This window comes from Burkholderia sp. JPY481, from assembly GCF_038900515.1.
In the GTDB taxonomy this organism is placed as follows: domain Bacteria; phylum Pseudomonadota; class Gammaproteobacteria; order Burkholderiales; family Burkholderiaceae; genus Paraburkholderia; species Paraburkholderia youngii.
In genome coordinates, this window is the sequence record NZ_JAYMRT010000004.1 from 192,209 (window position 1) to 209,702 (window position 17,494).

The 17,494-nt window shown below is 64.5% G+C and carries 15 protein-coding genes; 7 read left to right on the plus strand and 8 right to left on the minus strand.

Annotated features, from left to right (window positions below; genetic code table 11):
- The first annotated feature begins 11 nt into the window (after window positions 1–11).
- On the plus strand, window positions 12–734 hold the full coding sequence (locus VSR82_RS12875; RefSeq protein ID WP_429460865.1) for a YggS family pyridoxal phosphate-dependent enzyme: 723 nt from the start codon (window positions 12–14) through the stop codon (window positions 732–734).
- Window positions 735–810: 76 nt separating this feature from the next.
- Entirely contained in the window at window positions 811–1,626 is an 816-nt protein-coding gene (gene proC, locus VSR82_RS12880) for a pyrroline-5-carboxylate reductase (protein WP_429460867.1), read from the plus strand.
- 131 nt (window positions 1,627–1,757) lie between these two features.
- Here the strand turns inward: proC and ubiA are convergent, their stop codons facing one another.
- The 6 genes from ubiA to recG all read right to left on the minus strand — a co-directional run bounded on the left by ubiA (window position 1,758) and on the right by recG (window position 8,959).
- Window positions 1,758–2,621 carry a 4-hydroxybenzoate octaprenyltransferase gene (ubiA, locus tag VSR82_RS12885; protein WP_176109515.1) on the minus strand — a complete coding sequence of 288 codons (864 nt, stop codon included), beginning with the start codon at window positions 2,619–2,621 and terminating at the stop codon, window positions 1,758–1,760.
- Window positions 2,622–2,855: 234 nt separating this feature from the next.
- Window positions 2,856–3,353 (minus strand): Dps family protein, encoded by a 498-nt coding sequence (locus tag VSR82_RS12890; protein WP_018431894.1) that lies wholly within the window; start codon window positions 3,351–3,353, stop codon window positions 2,856–2,858.
- A gap of 155 nt (window positions 3,354–3,508) precedes the next feature.
- Window positions 3,509–3,673, minus strand: coding sequence for a hypothetical protein (locus VSR82_RS12895; RefSeq protein ID WP_410848122.1), 165 nt, complete (start codon window positions 3,671–3,673; stop codon window positions 3,509–3,511).
- 95 nt (window positions 3,674–3,768) lie between these two features.
- Complete coding sequence (locus VSR82_RS12900; RefSeq protein ID WP_429460870.1) at window positions 3,769–5,223, minus strand: catalase; 1,455 nt, start codon at window positions 5,221–5,223, stop codon at window positions 3,769–3,771.
- Between the two features lie 374 nt (window positions 5,224–5,597).
- Window positions 5,598–6,557, minus strand: coding sequence for a LysR substrate-binding domain-containing protein (locus VSR82_RS12905; protein WP_013088477.1), 960 nt, complete (start codon window positions 6,555–6,557; stop codon window positions 5,598–5,600).
- Window positions 6,558–6,661: 104 nt separating this feature from the next.
- Window positions 6,662–8,959, minus strand: a complete 2,298-nt coding sequence (recG, locus tag VSR82_RS12910; RefSeq protein ID WP_429460872.1) for an ATP-dependent DNA helicase RecG — start codon at window positions 8,957–8,959, stop codon at window positions 6,662–6,664.
- 190 nt (window positions 8,960–9,149) lie between these two features.
- Here recG and queA point away from each other — a divergent pair, with 190 nt between their 5' ends.
- The 5 genes from queA to secF all read left to right on the plus strand — a co-directional run bounded on the left by queA (window position 9,150) and on the right by secF (window position 15,229).
- On the plus strand, window positions 9,150–10,208 hold the full coding sequence (gene queA, locus VSR82_RS12915) for a tRNA preQ1(34) S-adenosylmethionine ribosyltransferase-isomerase QueA (protein WP_429460874.1): 1,059 nt from the start codon (window positions 9,150–9,152) through the stop codon (window positions 10,206–10,208).
- A 114-nt stretch (window positions 10,209–10,322) separates the two neighbouring features.
- A complete protein-coding gene (tgt, locus tag VSR82_RS12920; protein WP_368587619.1) occupies window positions 10,323–11,513 on the plus strand; it encodes a tRNA guanosine(34) transglycosylase Tgt in 1,191 nt (396 codons plus the stop codon).
- 210 nt (window positions 11,514–11,723) lie between these two features.
- Window positions 11,724–12,053 carry a preprotein translocase subunit YajC gene (yajC, locus tag VSR82_RS12925; RefSeq protein WP_176109522.1) on the plus strand — a complete coding sequence of 110 codons (330 nt, stop codon included), beginning with the start codon at window positions 11,724–11,726 and terminating at the stop codon, window positions 12,051–12,053.
- Between the two features lie 116 nt (window positions 12,054–12,169).
- Window positions 12,170–14,260, plus strand: a complete 2,091-nt coding sequence (gene secD, locus VSR82_RS12930; protein ID WP_429460876.1) for a protein translocase subunit SecD — start codon at window positions 12,170–12,172, stop codon at window positions 14,258–14,260.
- A gap of 18 nt (window positions 14,261–14,278) precedes the next feature.
- Entirely contained in the window at window positions 14,279–15,229 is a 951-nt protein-coding gene (gene secF / locus VSR82_RS12935; RefSeq protein WP_368587617.1) for a protein translocase subunit SecF, read from the plus strand.
- Window positions 15,230–15,328: 99 nt separating this feature from the next.
- On the opposite strand, the gene VSR82_RS12940 is transcribed toward secF, so the two are convergent.
- Window positions 15,329–16,606, minus strand: a complete 1,278-nt coding sequence (locus VSR82_RS12940; RefSeq protein ID WP_429460879.1) for an MFS transporter — start codon at window positions 16,604–16,606, stop codon at window positions 15,329–15,331.
- Window positions 16,607–16,883: 277 nt separating this feature from the next.
- Window positions 16,884–17,453: a YceI family protein gene (locus tag VSR82_RS12945; RefSeq protein WP_368587615.1), complete on the minus strand. Its 570-nt coding sequence runs from the start codon at window positions 17,451–17,453 to the stop codon at window positions 16,884–16,886.
- Between the last annotated feature and the right edge of the window lie 41 nt (window positions 17,454–17,494).

The following is a 17,494-nucleotide window of genomic DNA, read 5'->3' on the forward strand; positions in this document are numbered from 1 at the left end:
CGGTTCGCTCCATGTCCGATCTGCCTCACCGTTTCGCCGATCACTTCGCTCACAATCTCGCCGACGTGCACGAGCGCATCGCCTGGGCCGCGCAAGCGGCCGGCCGCGATGCGCAGTCCGTGATGCTGCTCGCGGTCTCGAAGACGTTTCCCGCCGATGCCGTGCGCGCCGCGCATGCGGCCGGTCAGCGCGCATTCGGCGAGAACTACGTGCAGGAAGCGCTCGACAAGATGCAGACGCTCGCCGATCTGCGCGCGTCGCTCGAATGGCATTTCATCGGGCCGCTGCAATCGAACAAGACGCGCCCCGTTGCCGAGCATTTCGACTGGGTGCATTCGGTCGATCGGCTGAAGATCGCGCAGCGTCTGTCGGAGCAGCGCCCCGACAACCTGCCGCCGCTCAACGTCTGCCTGCAGGTCAACGTCAGCGGCGAGGCGTCGAAGAGCGGCGTTGCGCCCGATGAGGCGGCCGCCATCGCGCACCAGATCGCCGCACTGCCGAAGCTGAACCTGCGCGGACTGATGTCGATTCCGGAACCGGCCGGCGATCTCGACGCGCAACGCGCGCCGCATCGCCAATTGCGCGAGTTGTTCGAGCGCTTGCGTAACGACGGGCTCGAGCTCGATACGCTGTCGATGGGCATGTCGGCCGATCTCGAAGCAGCCGTGCTCGAAGGCGCGACGATCGTGCGCGTCGGCACCGCGATCTTCGGCGCGCGCGACTATTCGCGCTGAGCTTTTCCATGGGCCTTGCGCGAACCTGGCTGCGCGAAGTCCTCACCGCATCTCATCTGAACCTATCCGGACCATCATGAAAATTGCGTTTATCGGCGGCGGCAACATGGCCGCGGCGTTGATCGGCGGCCTCATCAAGCGGGGCACCGCGCCCGCGGACCTGTACGCGATCGATCCGAACGAAGACGCGCGCAGGCGCAACGAGCAGCAATTCGGCATCCGCACCGGCGCGGCCGCCGACGGCACGCTCGCCGACTACGACGCGGTCGTGCTCGCGGTGAAGCCGCAGATCCTGAAGAGCGTCGCCGAGACGCTGGCGCCGCATCTGCGCGCGTCGCAACTGATCGTCAGCATCGTCGCGGGCATCCGCATCGGCGACATGTCGCGCTGGCTGAATGGCCACAGCCGCATCGTGCGCGTGATGCCGAATACGCCGGCGCTGATCGGCATGGGCGTGACGGGTCTCGTCGCCAGCGGCAGCGTCGACGAAGCGGGCCGCGCGCTCGCGTCGCAGGTGCTCGGCGCGGTCGGCGAAAACGTCTGGTTCGACGATGAAGCGAAGATCGACGCTGTGACCGCGATCTCGGGCAGCGGGCCGGCCTACGTGTTCTATTTCATCGAAGCGCTGCAGGAAGCCGCGCGCCAGCTCGGTATGGACGAAGCGCAGGGCCGCGCGCTTGCGGTCGCGACCTTCACGGGCGCCGCGCAACTCGCGGCCAATTCCGACGAGCCGCCGAGCGTGCTGCGCGAACGCGTGACCTCGAAAGGCGGCACGACCGCGGCAGCGCTCGCCTCGTTCGACGCGAGCGGCATCAAGGATGCGATCGTGCGCGGCGCGCTGGCCGCGGACGCGCGGGCGCGCGAGATGGGCGACGAGTTCGGCAAGCAGTAATGCGAATCGGCGTCGACAGCAAATAGCGGAAACAAAAACGCCGTAGCGCGTCTGCCCTTTTCCATTCAGGGCAGGCGCCTACGGCGTGCAGATGCAGCAGCGGCGTGAAGCCAGAAACTCGCTGGCGCGAATTAAAACGAAGTCACCGCGTAATGCGCGGCGATCCCCGCGAACAACGCGCCGCCGAGCCAGTTGTTGTGACGGAACGCGGCAAAGCACGGCATCCGCTCGCGATTGCGGATCAGCGTGTAGTGATAGATCGCGCAACCCACCGCGACCGCCCAGCCAAGCCAGTACAGCAGACCAAACCCGAGCGTCAGGCCGATGCCGACGTAAATCCCCAGCGTCACCGCATAACACAGCATGACCGCGGCCACGTCGAAGCGACCGAAGGTCAGCGCCGACGTGCGGATGCCGATCTTGATGTCGTCGTCGCGATCGACCATCGCGTATTCGGTGTCGTATGCAACGGCCCAGAAGATGTTCGCGACCAGCATCACCCATGCGAGCAGCGGCACGTGATCCAGCACCGCGGCGAACGCCATCGGAATGCCGAAGCCGAACGCGATGCCCAGATACGCCTGCGGAATCGCGAAGAAGCGCTTCATGAACGGATACGTGCCGGCGACGAACAGCGCGACCACCGACAACTCCTTGGTCAACGCATTGAGCGGCTGGATCAGCAGAAACGCGATCAGCGACAGCACGGTGGCCAGCACGACCGCTTCCCACGCATTGATCTTGCCCGACGTGATCGGCCGGTTTTCGGTGCGCTTCACGTGGCGATCGAAATCGCGGTCCGCGTAGTCGTTGATCGCGCAGCCGGCTGAGCGCATCAGCACCGTGCCGAGCGTGAAGATCACCAGCAATTGCCACGACGGATGACCGCCGGAAGCGATCCATAGCGCGTTGAGCGTCGGCCACAGCAGCAGCAGGCTGCCGATCGGCTTGTCCATGCGCACGAGGCGCAGATACAGGGGAAGTCGGGCGAACATGGGACGAATTCGGTGAAGTGCGAACACGGTGCGCCTATTTTACGGGAAGCGCACGGCGGCTCTGAATTCATCTGGCCGGGTATCGAAGTGGCTGGCGCTCGCACTCCTGCATCACGCGGCGGCGGCGCAAAAAACAAAGCCTCCCGTACAGGGAGGCTTGTGCGTTTCTATCACGGCGCGGCTGTTGCCCGCACCTGCATTCGAACGTGACTCGGCCGGCTTAGCCGCGCCAAATCACGCGAGCAGCGAGCGCAGCATCCACGCGGTCTTTTCGTGCGTCTGCATGCGTTGCGTGAGCAGGTCGGCGGTCGGCTCGTCGTTGGCGGCTTCCGTCGCCGGGAAGATCGCGCGCGCGGTGCGCACCACCGCTTCCTGGCCTTCGACCAGCTGGCGGATCATGTCTTCCGCGGCCGGCACGCCGTCCGCTTCAGGAATCGACGACAGCTTCGCGAAATCCTTGTAGGTGCCCGGCGCATGCACGCCCAATGCGCGGATACGTTCGGCGATCGAGTCGACTGCGAGCGCGAGTTCGTTGTACTGCGTTTCGAACATCAGATGCAGCGTGTTGAACATCGGACCCGTGACGTTCCAGTGGAAGTTGTGGGTCTTCAGGTACAGCGTGTAGGTATCGGCGAGCAAACGCGACAACCCTTCGGCGATCTTCTTGCGATCCTTGTCGCTGATCCCGATGTTGACGTGCTGTACGGCTGCTGCGGCTTCTTTCTTGGCCATGATGACTCCTTCGAAGAGTGATACGAACCGGTCGGCAGATGACGGTCTGCGGAAACACGAATAAAACCGTTCGACAGTGTAGCGTGAATTGCCGCAAGCTTCGCTCAAGGCGTGCTCGGGAGCCTTGCCGCGCCGCCATCCTGGCGGTACTGCGCTCAGCCGCGCAGCGCGTGTTGCAACGCCTGCGCGGCGATTACCGCAAAGCCGCTCGCGACGATCGCAACGCCCATCGCCTTGCGCAACATCAACACCTGCCGTTGCGCCTGCATGCTCGGCGTGGCGGTCGGACCGCCGATGCTTGCCATCATCATCTGAATCATGATCGTACTCCCGGTTCGTCTCGTGACGGCCGCAGCAACGCGCTGCGCCGTCGATTACTGTGCTACTGCGTTGCCATGGGCCGCGTACTGGACGCCTAGCGGTTTCTGCCTTCCTGCAACGCGGCGAGCGCCGCGATCACACCTTCCGCGTAAGCCGGATCGGCGCGGCGGAAATGCTCGATCTGGCGCGCGATGATCTCCCGCGGCACACCGTTGATATGTCGCGCGATATTGCCGAACAGACGCTGACGCTGCGCGTCGTCGAACAGCGCGAACAGCATGCGCGGCTGCGTGTAGTAGTCGTCGTCCTCGCGATGCTCGTAACGCGCGACCGCGCCCGCCGCGAGCGGTGGCTCCGATGCGTTCGCGTCCTGCGCGAAGTCGCCGAAGCGATTCGGCTCGTAATTCACGTTGCCGCCGAGATTGCCGTCGGTGCGCATCGCGCCGTCGCGATGGAACGAATGCGGGTTCGGCACGCGCGGCGCATTCACCGGAATCTGGTGATGATTGATGCCGAGCCGGTAACGCTGCGTATCGCCGTACGAGAACAGACGCCCCTGCAACAGACGGTCAGGCGAAAAGCCGATGCCCGGCACCACGTTCGCCGGCGTGAACGCCGCCTGCTCGACGTCCGCGAAATAGTTCGCCGCGTTGCGGTTCAACTCGATCGTGCCGACGTCGATCAAAGGATAGTCCTTCTGCGACCACACCTTCGTGATGTCGAACGGGTTGAAGCGGTAGTTCGCCGCATCCGCTTCGGGCATCACCTGAATCGCGAAGCGCCACTTCGGGAAGTTGCCCGCGTCGATGCTGTTCACCAGATCGCGCTGCGCGCTTTCGCGGTCATTGGCGACCACCTGCGCGGCTTCGGCGTCGGTGAAGTTCTCGATGCCCTGCTGCGACTTGAAGTGGAACTTGACCCAGAAACGCTCATTGTTCGCGTTGATGAACGAGTACGTGTGCGAGCCGAAGCCGTGCATCTGCCGGTAGTTCTTCGGAATCCCTCGATCGCTCATCAGAATCGTCACCTGATGCAGCGACTCCGGATGACGCGACCAGAAATCCCACGCGGCGACGTTGCTGCGCAGGTTCGTGTACGGATCACGCTTCTGCGTATGAATGAAGTCCGGAAACTTCAGCGGATCGCGGATGAAGAACACCGGCGTGTTGTTGCCGACCACGTCCCAGTTGCCTTCCTCGGTGTAGAACTTGATCGAGAAGCCGCGCACGTCGCGCTCGGCGTCGGCCGCGCCACGCTCGCCGGCCACCGTCGAAAAGCGCATGAAAAGCTGCGTTTCCTTGCCGACCTGCGCGAATACCTTCGCCTTCGTGTAGCGCGAGATGTCGTGCGTGACCGTCAGTGTGCCGAACGCGCCCGAACCCTTCGCGTGAACGCGACGCTCGGGAATCACTTCGCGATCGAAGTGCGCGAGCTTTTCGAGCAGCCAGACATCTTGAAGCACGACCGGGCCGCGCGGGCCGGCGGTCATCGAGTTCTGGTTATCGGCGACGGGCGCGCCGGCGGCATTGGTGAGCTTACGTTCGGACATTGGCACTCCTGCGTGGTTTTATTGGATCAGAGGAAATCGCGCGGCATCCGTGCGGGACGGACGCCGTCATGGGTAGGCACGTCAGGCGGCCAGCACCCGGTCGACCAGCAACGACATCGCGACCGTGCGGATACTCGGCGCGACGGCCGTGATGATCGGTTGGGCGGGAAAAGCGTGGATGGGCTGAGAAACCGCTTGCATGATGTTTTCCTCCTGAGCCTTATCGAATAAGGGGATCGGGCGATCCATGGAGGAAACTATAGCAATAACTATTGAATATTCGTATTTGATTAATTTAATCTATTCGATAGAGTTCGCGCCCTTTTTCGCGGCAGGCCGCGCCGTTGTGCGGCGCGGCTGCGCGGGATGGCACGTCAGTTGACGGCAGCGGGCAGATCGAGTTTTTTGACGCCCGGCAGTTCGCACGCGGCGATTGCCTCGCAGATCGCATCGATCGCGGGCATCCGCGTGAAGCTCTTGCGCCATGCCAGCACGACGCGGCGATCGGGTACCGGCTCGTCGAACGCGACATAGCTGAGCAGGCCCGCGTCGATACCGCCCGCATGCGGCTTGACCTCGTGCACCGACATGCGCGGCAGCACGGTAATGCCGACGCCGCTCGCGACCATATGACGAATCGTCTCGAGCGACGAGCCCTCGAAGGTCTTCTGGATACCGTCCGCATTCTGCGAAAAGCGCATCAGCTCGGGGCACACGCCTAGCACATGATCGCGGAAGCAGTGGCCGCTGCCGAGCAGCAGCATGGTTTCCTGCTTCAGATCATCGGGGTCGATCTTCGAGCGGCCTTCCCACGCGTGACCGGACGGCAATGCGACGACGAACGGCTCGTCGTACAGCGGACGCAGCATCAAACCGGTTTCGGGAAACGGCAACGCCATGATCGCGACGTCGATTTCGCCCTGCTTGAGCAGTTCGATCAGCTTCAGCGTGTAATTTTCCTGCAGCATCAGCGGCATCTGCGGCACGCGCTGGATCATCTGCTTGACGAGCGTGGGCAGCAGGTAGGGTCCGATCGTGTAGATCACGCCGAGGCGCAGCGGACCGACCAGCGGGTCCTTGCCCTGCTTGGCGATTTCCTTGATCGCGAGCGTCTGCTCCAGCACGCGTTGCGCCTGCGTGACGATCTGTTCGCCGATCGGCGTGACGCTGACCTCGCTGGTGCCGCGCTCGAAAATCTGCACGTTCAGCTCGTCTTCGAGCTTCTTGATGGCGACGGACAGCGTGGGCTGGCTGACGAAACACGCTTCGGCGGCCCGGCCGAAGTGCCGCTCGCGCGCAACCGCCACGATGTATTTCAATTCGGTGAGCGTCATTCGGGGATCAATCAGTGCGATAGATTCGATAGGTTCTAGTTATACACCTATAGGGTCGGTTCGCCAACCTTTTAGCCGTTCCGTTCGTGGCGGAGGGCTCGCACTCAGGCTTTCAGAAATTGCTCGCGCGCGCCGAGCCAGCGCGCCAGATGCTGGATGACCACGTCCGGATACTGGTCCAGCAGTATCGCGGCGGCTTCGCGCGCGGGCTCGATCAGGTGCTGATCGTTTTGCAGGTCGGCGAAACGCAGCATCGCCGCGCCCGACTGCCGCGCGCCGAGGAACTCGCCGGGCCCGCGGATTTCGAGGTCGCGGCGGGCGATCTCGAAGCCGTCGGTGGTTTCGCGCATCGTTTGCAGGCGCGCGCGCGCGGTCATCGACAGCGGTCCGGTGTACAGCAGCACGCAGACCGACGCGGCGCTGCCGCGCCCCACCCGCCCGCGCAACTGGTGCAGCTGCGCGAGACCGAAGCGCTCCGCGTGCTCGATCACCATCAGCGACGCGTTCGGCACGTCGACGCCCACCTCGATCACCGTGGTCGCCACCAGCAGCTGGATCTCGTTGCGCGAGAACGCGTCCATCACCGTGGCCTTTTCGGCGGGCGCGAGGCGCCCGTGCACGAGCCCGACTTTGAGCTCGGGCAGCGCGGCCACGAGCGTCTCGTAGGTCTCGACCGCGGTTTGCAGCTGCAACGTCTCGCTTTCCTCGATCAGGGGACACACCCAATACACCTGGCGCCCCGTCAGCGCCGCCTCGCGCACGCGGCCGATCACCTCTTCGCGGCGCGCGTCGGACACGAGCTTCGTGAGAATCGGCGTGCGGCCCGGCGGCAGTTCGTCGATCGTGGAGACGTCGAGGTCTGCGTAGTAGGTCATCGCGAGCGTGCGCGGAATCGGCGTCGCGGACATCATCAGCTGATGCGGCTGGAAGTCGGACGCGCCGTCGGCGGCGCCCTGAGCCTTCGCGCGCAGCGCGAGCCGTTGCGCGACGCCGAAACGATGCTGTTCGTCGACGATCACGAGCCCGAGGCGCGCGAACTCGACCGCGTCCTGAATGATCGCGTGCGTGCCGATCACCAGCTGCGCGGTGCCGAGCGCGGCCGCTTCGATCGCGGCGCGCTTCTCCTTCGTCTTCAGACTGCCCGCGAGCCACGCGACGTTCACGCCGAGCGGCTCGAGCCAGCCGCGCAACTTGCGCGCGTGCTGCTCGGCGAGGATTTCGGTCGGCGCCATCAGCGCGGCCTGGTAGCCGGCGTCGATCGCCTGCGCGGCCGCGAGCGCCGCGACGATCGTCTTGCCGCTGCCGACGTCGCCCTGCAACAGCCGCTGCATCGGATGCGGCTGTGTCAGATCGAGCGCGATCTCGCCGCCGACGCGCTGCTGCGCGGCCGTCAGCGAAAACGGCAGCGCCTTCAACAGACGCGCGACCAGCGCCGAGTCGTCACCGAGCTTGCGGCGCGGCATCGCCGGCGCGGCGCGGTTGCGCCGCTCGTCGTGCGCGCGCTTCAGCGACATCTGCTGCGCGAGCAGCTCCTCGAACTTGATGCGCACCCAGGCCGGATGCGTGCCGTCGATCAACGCTGTTTCGTCAGACTGCACGCCCGGATGATGGAGCGTGCGCACCGCGTCCATCAGCGCCGGCACGCCGAGCGGTTCGAGAAACGCGCGTGCGACCGGCGCGGGCAGCAGCTCCGGCAGTGACGTGCGCGCGAGCGCGTTGTCGATCGCCTTGCGCAGGTACGCCTGCGACACGCCTGCGGTGCTCGGATAGACCGGTGTCAGCGCCTGCGGCAGCGGCGTGTCTTCATCGACGACGCGCACGGCCGGATGCACCATCTCCATGCCGAAAAAGCCGCCGCGCACGTCGCCGCGCACGCGCAGGCGCGCGCCGACCGCCATCTGCTTGACCTGCGAGCCGTAGAAATTCAGAAAACGGAGCACCAGTTCGTCGCCGTCGGCGTCGCGCAGCTTCACGAGCAGCTGCCGGCGTGGGCGATAGGCGATCTCGTTGTCGAACACCACGCCTTCGGTTTGCGCGATACCGCCGGGCAGCAGATGACCGATCGGCGTCAGCGAGGTTTCGTCTTCGTAGCGCATCGGCAGATGCAGCACGAGGTCGATGTCGCGTGTGAGGCCGAGTTTGGCGAGCTTGTCGGCGGTTTTGACGGGGGCTTTGGCTGCGGGTTTGGCGGCGGCCTTCGCCGCGGCTTTGGTTTTGGCGGCGGGTTTGTCGTCGCTCGCGGGGTCGCCGTCGCGCCCGGCATCCTGGCCCGCGGCGATCATGCCGCCTTGCGCGCCGCCTTCTGCGTCTCGGTCGCCCGCCTCCGCTCGCGCACCACGGCGCCGCGGTTCGGCGCCCGCTTCGAGGGTGGCAACGGACGATCGGCGGTCGGACAAAGGCATGAGCTGCTTCGCAAGTACAATATCGGCTGCTGTCGAAAAAAAACGTGCCGCTCTGCGCGCATCCAGCGTGGGCAAGATGCGGCTCAACGCGCACGCGGGCCGCTTCGGCGTCCCGCCATCATAGCCGCCCGGCTCCGGCTTCGGCTCAATTCAGTCCCAAATCAGTACCAATCCGCTTCCAGTCGTTCGCATGTTTACGCTTTCCGATTTCGATTTCGATCTGCCGCCCGAGCTGATCGCGCAAGTCGCGCTGCCCGAGCGCAGCGCAAGCCGTCTGCTCGACGTGGACGCCGCGGGCGCCGCCGACGGCGCCGCGCGCCTGATCGACCGCCGCTTTACCGACTTGCCGGAGTGCCTCGCGCCGGGCGATCTGCTGGTCTTCAATGACACCAAAGTGCTGAAGGCGCGCTTCTTCGGCCAGAAAGCGAGCGGCGGCAAGGTCGAAGTGCTGGTCGAGCGGCTGACCGGCGAGCGCAGCGTGCTTGCGCAGATCCGCGCGAGCAAGAGCCCGCAGGCGGGCACGACGATCCGTCTCGCGGATGCGTTCGACGTCACCGTCGGCGAGCGCGTCGACCAGTTCTACACGCTGCACTTCCCCGACGACTGCCTGACGCTGATCGAGCAATACGGCCGTCTGCCGCTGCCGCCGTACATCGAGCACGATCCCGACGCGACCGACGAAACCCGCTATCAGACCGTGTACGCGCAGAACCCGGGCGCGGTCGCCGCGCCGACCGCCGGCCTGCACTTCGACGACGCGCTGCTCGCGAGGCTCGACGCCCTCGGCATCGAACGCGCGACGCTGACGCTGCACGTTGGCGCGGGCACGTTCCAGCCGGTGCGGGTCGAGAACATCGCCGAGCACAAGATGCACAGCGAGTGGTATCACCTGCCGCAAGCGCTGGCGGACAAGATTGCTGCGACCAAAGCGCGCGGCAACCGCGTGATCGCGGTCGGCACGACCTCGATGCGCGCGCTCGAAGCCGCCGCGCGCGACGCCGAAGCGGCCGGCCATCCGCTCGCCGCGGCGAGCGCCGAAACCGACATCTTCATCACGCCGGGCTACCGCTTCCGCGTGGTCGACCGGCTGGTCACGAACTTCCATTTGCCGAAGTCGACGCTGCTGATGCTGGTGTCGGCGTTCGCCGGTGTCGAGACGGTTCGCGCCGCGTATCGTCACGCGATCGACGAGCGTTATCGCTTTTTCAGCTACGGTGACGCGATGCTGCTGACGCGGCGAGATGCCTAAGCCGGTTCGAGCACTGCATCAGCGTATTGGCTGTTTTCCCAACCGCCGCGATCCCTCGTGGCGGTTTTCATTGATTGCGCCGGACTGTTTTCCGGTAGCACAGGAGTAATCCCCATGACCCTTGGTCATCTCTCGCAGCATCCTGCCCACGAGCGCCCGGAGAATGGCCTCAAATTCGAACTGCTCGGCACCGACGGCCTCGCGCGCCGCGGCCGCGTCACGCTCAATCACGGCGTGGTGGAGACGCCGATCTTCATGCCGGTCGGCACCTATGGCACCGTGAAGGCGGTCCAGCCGCGCGAGCTCGACGAAATGCACGCGCAGATCATCCTCGGCAATACGTTTCACCTGTGGCTGCGGCCCGGCCTCGAAACGATCGAAGCGCACGGCGGCCTGCACGGCTTCATGGGCTGGAAGAAGCCGATCCTGACCGACTCGGGCGGTTTCCAGGTGTTCTCGCTTGGCGATCTGCGCAAGATCACCGAGGACGGCGTCACGTTCGCGTCGCCGATCAACGGCGACCGGCTGTTCCTGTCGCCGGAAGTGTCGATGCAGATCCAGAAGGTGCTGAACTCCGACATCGTGATGCAGTTCGACGAATGCACGCCGTACGCGACCAACAACATCCCGACCTCGCACAAGGACGCGGCCGAATCGATGCGCATGTCGATGCGCTGGGCCCAGCGCTCGATCGACGAATTCCAGCGCCTCGGCAATCCGAATGCCCTCTTCGGCATCGTGCAGGGCGGCATGTTCGAGGACTTGCGCGACGAGTCGCTCGCCGGCCTCGCCGAGAAGAACTTCCACGGCCTCGCGATCGGCGGTCTGTCGGTCGGCGAGCCGAAGGAAGACATGATGCGGATCCTGAACCACATCGGCCCGAAGCTGCCGGCCAACAAGCCGCACTACCTGATGGGCGTCGGCACGCCGGAAGACCTGGTGGCCGGCGTCGCGGCCGGCGTCGACATGTTCGACTGCGTGATGCCGACGCGCAACGCGCGCAACGGCTGGCTGTTCACGCGCTTCGGCGACATCAAGATCCGCAACGCGACGCACAAGAACTCGCTGCGCCCGCTCGACGAGCAATGCGGCTGCTACACCTGCCGCAACTTCACGCGCGGCTATCTGCACCACCTGCATCGCGTCGGCGAAATCCTCGGCGCGCAGCTGAACACGATCCACAACCTGCACTACTACCTCGAACTGATGCAGGAAATGCGCGATGCGATCGAGGCGAAGCTGTTCGACGCGTTCCGCAAGCGCTTTCACGAAGATCGGTCGCGCGGCGTCGAACCGTCGTCCTGACGGCCCGGTACGCGAATGCCGCTGAAGACTGCCCATGCCGCACGCGGACAACTTACAATTTGCTTTCGCTGGCCGCTGGATTTGCCCCGCATCGGACCTTTAAACGGTTGATCGCAAAGCCGATTCGCCGTGCCGGCGTGCGTGTGGCCGGTGGTAGAATAATCGGCTGATTTTTTGTTCGTTTGTTTGACCAATAACGGAGAGACCAACGTGTCGTTCATTTCCAATGCCTTCGCCCAAGGCGCTGCAGCAGGTGGTGTCGAATCGAACCTGATGAGCTTCCTGCCGCTGATCCTGATGTTCGGCGTGCTGTACTTCATCATGATTCGCCCGCAAATGAAGCGTCAGAAGGAACATCGCAACATGCTCGCAGCGATGGCCAAGGGCGATGAAGTCGTGACGAACGGCGGTATCGTCGGCAAGGTGACGAAGGTGGGCGAAGCCTACGTCGGCATCGAAATCTCGGAAGGCACGGAAATTACCGTGCAGAAGGCGTCGGTCACGACAATTCTCCCGAAGGGCACGATCAAGTCGCTGTAAGGCCTGCACTCCTCGCGTCCGGCGCGGCCTCGCCGGCGGTTCAGGCACTTCGCTGAACGGCCCGCGCTAATCGCCGGACGCATCGCATCCAAGCCAACCTTCCCGTTGGACCACTCATGAATCGCTACCCCCTCTGGAAATACGCCGTGATGCTGGTGGCTCTGGTCATCGGCCTCGTGTACACGCTGCCCAATCTGTACGGCGAAGCGCCGGCGGTGCAGGTGTCGAGCGGCAAGGCCACGGTCAGGCTCGACGCCACCACGCTGGCGTCGGTCGAAGCCGCGCTCGCGGGCAATCAGATCAAGCCGACCGCGGTCACGTTCGACAACTCGCAGAACAACGCGAACATCCGCGTGCGCCTGACGGACACGGACACGCAGCTGCGCGTGAAAGACCTGCTGCAAAAGACGCTCAATAGCGATCCGAACGATCCGCAATACATCGTCGCACTGAACCTGCAAAGCGCGTCGCCCACCTGGATGACCGCGCTGCGCGCACTGCCGATGTACCTCGGTCTGGACCTGCGCGGCGGCGTGCACTTCCTGCTGCAGGTCGACATGGCCGGCGCACTGAACAAGAAGCTCGATTCGGACGCCTCGGACGTGCGCACGCTGCTGCGCGACAACAACGTCCGCGACGGCGGCGTGAATCGCGTGAACCAGTCGGTGGTGGTGAATCTGGCCGATCAGGCCACGGCGGACGCGGCCCTCAAGCTGCTGGGCCGCGGCGTCAGCGAACTCCAATGGACCTCGCAGCCGAACACCGGCGCGGACGGCGGCGTGCAGCTGGTCGGCACTTTCACGCCGGCCGTGCAGCGCGCGGTGCAGGACGCCGCGCTCAAGCAGAACATCACGACGCTGCATAACCGCGTGAACGAACTCGGCGTGGCCGAGCCGGTGATCCAGCAACAGGGCGCGGACCGCATCGTGGTCGAGCTGCCGGGCGTGCAGGACACCGCGAAGGCGAAGGACATCATCGGCCGCACGGCGACGCTCGAAGCGCGCCTCGCCGACCCGGTCAACACGCATCCGAACCCGAACGACCCGGTGCCGCCGGGCGACGAACTCTTCACGCAAGGCAACCAGGCGCCGGTGCTGCTGCGCAAGCAGGTGATCTTCACCGGCGACCGCATCATCGACGCATCGGCGGGCTTCGACGAACATCAGCGTCCGTCGGTCAACATCCGTCTCGACTCGGCCGGCGGCCGCGCGGTGCGCGCGGTGTCGCGCGACAACATCGGCAAGCCGATGGCGATGGTGCTGTTCGAGCGCGGCAAGGGCGAAGTGCTGACGGTCGCGACCATCCAGTCGGAACTGGGCGACCGCTTCCAGATCACCGGCCAGCCGACCCCGCAAGCGGCCGCCGACCTCGCGCTGCTGCTGCGCGCCGGTTCGCTCGCCGCGCCGATGGAAATCATCGAGGAACGCACGATCGGCCCGAGCCTCGGCGCCGACAACATCAAGAAGGGCTTCCACTCGGTCGTATGGGGCTTCGCGGCGATCGCCGTGTTCATGATTGCGTACTACATGCTGTTCGGCGTGATCTCGATGATCGGCCTGTCCGTGAACCTGCTGCTGCTGGTCGCGGTGCTGTCGATGCTGCAGGCCACGCTCACGCTGCCGGGTATCGCCGCTATCGCGCTGGCGCTCGGTATGGCGATCGACGCGAACGTGCTGATCAACGAGCGCGTACGCGAAGAGCTGCGCAACGGCGCGCCGCCGCAACTGGCCATCCAGAACGGCTACGCGCACGCATGGGCGACGATTCTCGACTCGAACGTGACCACGCTGATCGCCGGCCTCGCTCTGCTCGCGTTCGGCTCGGGTCCGGTGCGCGGTTTCGCGATCGTCCACTGTATCGGCATTCTGACGTCGATGTTCTCGGCGGTGTTCTTCTCGCGCGGCCTCGTCAACTTCTGGTACGGCGGCAAGAAGAAGCTGAAGTCGCTGTCGATCGGCCAGGTTTGGCGTCCGCAAGCGGCAGCCGCCGGCTCCGCTGCTTATGCCGGCGGCCTCGGCAGCAGCGACGCCGCGACCGACACCGCGCAGGCCATCGCTACGGCGAAGGCGAGCGCGAAGGCAAGCTCGAAGGCACCGGCTGCAGCCGGCGCGCAGGGTCGCACGAAGCCGACCGTGCGCCGCCGCAATGCGCCGGGCACGCCGACGTCGAATAGCTCGACGCCGCAGAAACCGGGTTCATCCCGCTGAGTCCCGGAGAACAAGACCATGGAATTTTTCCGTTTCCGCAAAGACATTCCGTTCATGCAGCGCGCGTTGATTTTCAACGCGGTCTCGCTGATCACTTTTCTCGCCGCCGTGTTCTTCCTCGTGCATCGCGGGCTGCATCTGTCGGTGGAATTCACCGGCGGTACGGTGATCGAGGTTCAGTATCCGGGCGCGGTGCCGCTCGACCCGGTGCGTGCCACGCTCGGCAAGCTCGGCTATGCCGACGCGCAGGTGCAGAACTTCGGCACCGCGCGCGACGTGCTGATCCGTCTGCCGCTGAAGCCGGGCCTCACGTCCGCACAGCAGAGCGAGCAGGTGATGAGCGCGCTGAAGGCCGATACGCCCGAGGTGCAGTTGCAGCGCGTCGAGTTCGTCGGTCCCCAGGTCGGCAAGGAACTCGCCACCGACGGTCTGCTCGCGCTCGCGTGTGTGGTGATCGGTATCGTCATCTATCTGTCGTTCCGCTTCGAATGGAAGTACGCGGTCGCCGGCGTGATCGCGAACTTGCACGACGTCGTGATCATTCTCGGCTTCTTCGCGTTCTTCCAGTGGGAGTTCTCGCTGTCGGTGCTGGCCGCGGTTCTCGCGGTGCTCGGCTATTCGGTCAACGAGTCGGTGGTCATCTTCGACCGGATTCGCGAAACCTTCCGCCGCGAACGCAAGATGAGCGTGATGGAAGTGATCAACCACGCAATCACCAGCACGATGTCGCGTACCATCATCACGCACGGCTGTACGCAGATGATGGTGCTGTCGATGTTCCTGTTCGGCGGGCCGACGCTGCACTACTTCGCGCTCGCGCTGACGGTCGGTATTCTGTTCGGTATCTACTCGTCGGTGTTCGTCGCCGCGGCGCTCGCGATGTGGTTCGGCGTCAAGCGCGAAGACCTGATCAAGGAAAAGAAAGAAAGCCACAATCCGGAGGATCCGAACGCGGGCGCGCAGGTTTGATGCGTGCGTAGTCGCTGAGGATTGCGCGAATAAAAAAGGCCGGTTCTGTCGAACCGGCCTTTTGCGTTTACGCCGTGCGCGGCCGCTACCGACTCGAACCTAGCGGAACCCCAGCTTGCGTCGCGCGCCAATCAGCGCCGCGATGCTCAGCAGCGCGGCGAACATCATGTAGTAGCTCGGCGCTGCCTTCGATCCGGTCACGCTGATCAACCACGCGATGATGAACGGCCCGAAGCCGCCGAAAATCGTCACCGCGATGTTATACGCGAGCGACATGCCGGTCGTGCGCGTCTGCACCGGGAAGATCTCCGACAGCAGGCCCGGCGTCGCGCCGAAGTAGCCGCTGACGAGAAGGCCGAACACGATCTGCCACACGATCAGCGTGCCGAAGCTCGGATGCGCGATCAGGAACGCGAACGCCGGATAGACGAGCACGAACAGCAGCACGGCCGCGCCCAGCATGATGCGCGTGCGTCCATGCAGATCCGACCAATGCCCGGCCACCGGCGAGAACACCATCTGGATCAGACCCGTCACCGCGATCGCCGCGAACGCGACCGACGGCGCGAGCCCCAGTTGCCGCACGCCATAAGTCGGCATGAACAGCATCAGATAGGAGGACACCGTTCCGAGGATCACCACGCCCATGGCGATCACCAGTCGCAGTTTCTGCGTTGCGAACGTGTCGCGCAGCGGCGTCTGCGTCGTTTCGGCGGCGAGGAATTCGGGCGTCTCGTCGAGCCTCGCGCGGATGTAGAACGCGACCGGTCCGATCAGCAGACCGAAAAAGAACGGCACGCGCCAGCCCCACGACGTCATCTGCTCGGGCGACAACCCGCCGGTCAGCAACGCGCCGAAACCGGCCGCGAGCAGCGTCGTCAGGCCCTGGCTCGCCATCTGCCAACTCGCGTAGAAGCCGCGCCGTCCCGGCACGTGCTCGGCGAGAAACGCGGTTGCGCTGCCGAACTCGCCGCCGGCCGAGAAACCTTGCATCAGCCGCGCGAGCACGAGGATCAGCGGCGCGGCGAGACCGATGCTCTGATAGGTCGGCAGAATCGCGATGATCAGCGTGCCGCTCATCATCAGCAGAATCGAAAGCGTGAGCGCCGCCTTGCGCCCGGCGCGGTCCGAGTACGCGCCGATCACGATTGCGCCGAGCGGCCGCATGAAAAACGACACGCCGAAGGTGCCGAGCGTCAGCAGCAGCGACACGGTGTCGTTGCCGGCCGGAAAAAACAGTTTGGAGATGGTCACGGCGAAAAAGCCGTAGACCACGAGGTCGAACCATTCGAGCGCGTTGCCGATCGAGGCGGCCGCCACCGCGCGCCACGAATTCTGCCGGCTTCCCGCGACGCTTGCTGCTGTCGTTGCATTCATCCAGATCTCCTGTGCTGCGCGAAATATTTATTCGAAACAACGCGTGACGTCCGCGTTGGCCATCCCGGCAACGCGCACCCCCGGCATGACTCGTGCGCTCTATTTAACTGAAAAAATAAAAGTGAAGCGAGCGACAAATGCCCGATGCGGGTCAATGCGCGCCATGCATGGCCGTGTGGTTCGCTACCGGCGATAAAAAACCGCTTCGTCGGAGAACGACCGAAGCGGTTTTCGTGTTGCGATGCAGCGCGAATCGAATCGCGACAGCGGCTCGCGCTTACTGCTGCTTGATGCCTTCCGACTGGATATGCAAGCGCGTCTGCATGCTGAAGCCGTACTTCGCGCCGAAGTCCATGCCGTAATCGGCGCGATTGAATTCGGTGCTCGCCTCGACGCCGCACACTTCGCGTTTGAGCACCGGATGCTGCATGCACTTGAATGAATCGACCTTCAGATTCACCGGCTTCGTGATGCCGCGAATCGTCAGATTGCCGATCACCTCGACCGGCTTGTCGCCGTCGAACTTGATCTCGGTGCCCTTGTAGGTCACGGTCGGATACTTCGCGACGTCGAAGAACTCGCCAGATTTCAGATGATCGTCGAGCTTGGGGTTGCCGGTCTGCACCGAAGCGGGATCGACGCTGACCTCGAGAGTGCCGGTCTTCGCCGCGCGATCGAGCGTGACCGTGCCCGTAGTCTTCGTGAATTTGCCGCGCCAGATCGACAGACCGCCGAAGTGGTCGGCCTCGAAGCTCGGAAACGTATGCATCGGATCAAGCATATAGGTATCGGCGGCGAAGGCGCCGAGCGACAGCGACGAAGCCAGCGCGCCAACAGCGATCAACATGGACGTTTTCAATTCGTGCTCCTGTTTTGCGTTGAAAATCG

What these genes read in the sequence shown, in the direction of transcription:
- VSR82_RS12945 (WP_368587615.1), bottom strand. Translation starts at nt 17,453, where the DNA reads ATGTTGATCGCTGTTGGCGCGCTGGCTTCGTCGCTGTCGCTCGGCGCC.
- proC (WP_429460867.1), top strand. Translation starts at nt 811, where the DNA reads ATGAAAATTGCGTTTATCGGCGGCGGCAACATGGCCGCGGCGTTGATC.
- VSR82_RS12900 (WP_429460870.1), bottom strand. Translation starts at nt 5,223, where the DNA reads ATGTCCGAACGTAAGCTCACCAATGCCGCCGGCGCGCCCGTCGCCGAT.
- queA (WP_429460874.1), top strand. Translation starts at nt 9,150, where the DNA reads ATGTTTACGCTTTCCGATTTCGATTTCGATCTGCCGCCCGAGCTGATC.
- secD (WP_429460876.1), top strand. Translation starts at nt 12,170, where the DNA reads ATGAATCGCTACCCCCTCTGGAAATACGCCGTGATGCTGGTGGCTCTG.
- VSR82_RS12905 (WP_013088477.1), bottom strand. Translation starts at nt 6,557, where the DNA reads ATGACGCTCACCGAATTGAAATACATCGTGGCGGTTGCGCGCGAGCGG.
- VSR82_RS12890 (WP_018431894.1), bottom strand. Translation starts at nt 3,353, where the DNA reads ATGGCCAAGAAAGAAGCCGCAGCAGCCGTACAGCACGTCAACATCGGG.
- VSR82_RS12940 (WP_429460879.1), bottom strand. Translation starts at nt 16,606, where the DNA reads ATGAATGCAACGACAGCAGCAAGCGTCGCGGGAAGCCGGCAGAATTCG.
- recG (WP_429460872.1), bottom strand. Translation starts at nt 8,959, where the DNA reads ATGCCTTTGTCCGACCGCCGATCGTCCGTTGCCACCCTCGAAGCGGGC.
- VSR82_RS12895 (WP_410848122.1), bottom strand. Translation starts at nt 3,673, where the DNA reads ATGATTCAGATGATGATGGCAAGCATCGGCGGTCCGACCGCCACGCCG.
- ubiA (WP_176109515.1), bottom strand. Translation starts at nt 2,621, where the DNA reads ATGTTCGCCCGACTTCCCCTGTATCTGCGCCTCGTGCGCATGGACAAG.
- VSR82_RS12875 (WP_429460865.1), top strand. Translation starts at nt 12, where the DNA reads ATGTCCGATCTGCCTCACCGTTTCGCCGATCACTTCGCTCACAATCTC.
- secF (WP_368587617.1), top strand. Translation starts at nt 14,279, where the DNA reads ATGGAATTTTTCCGTTTCCGCAAAGACATTCCGTTCATGCAGCGCGCG.
- tgt (WP_368587619.1), top strand. Translation starts at nt 10,323, where the DNA reads ATGACCCTTGGTCATCTCTCGCAGCATCCTGCCCACGAGCGCCCGGAG.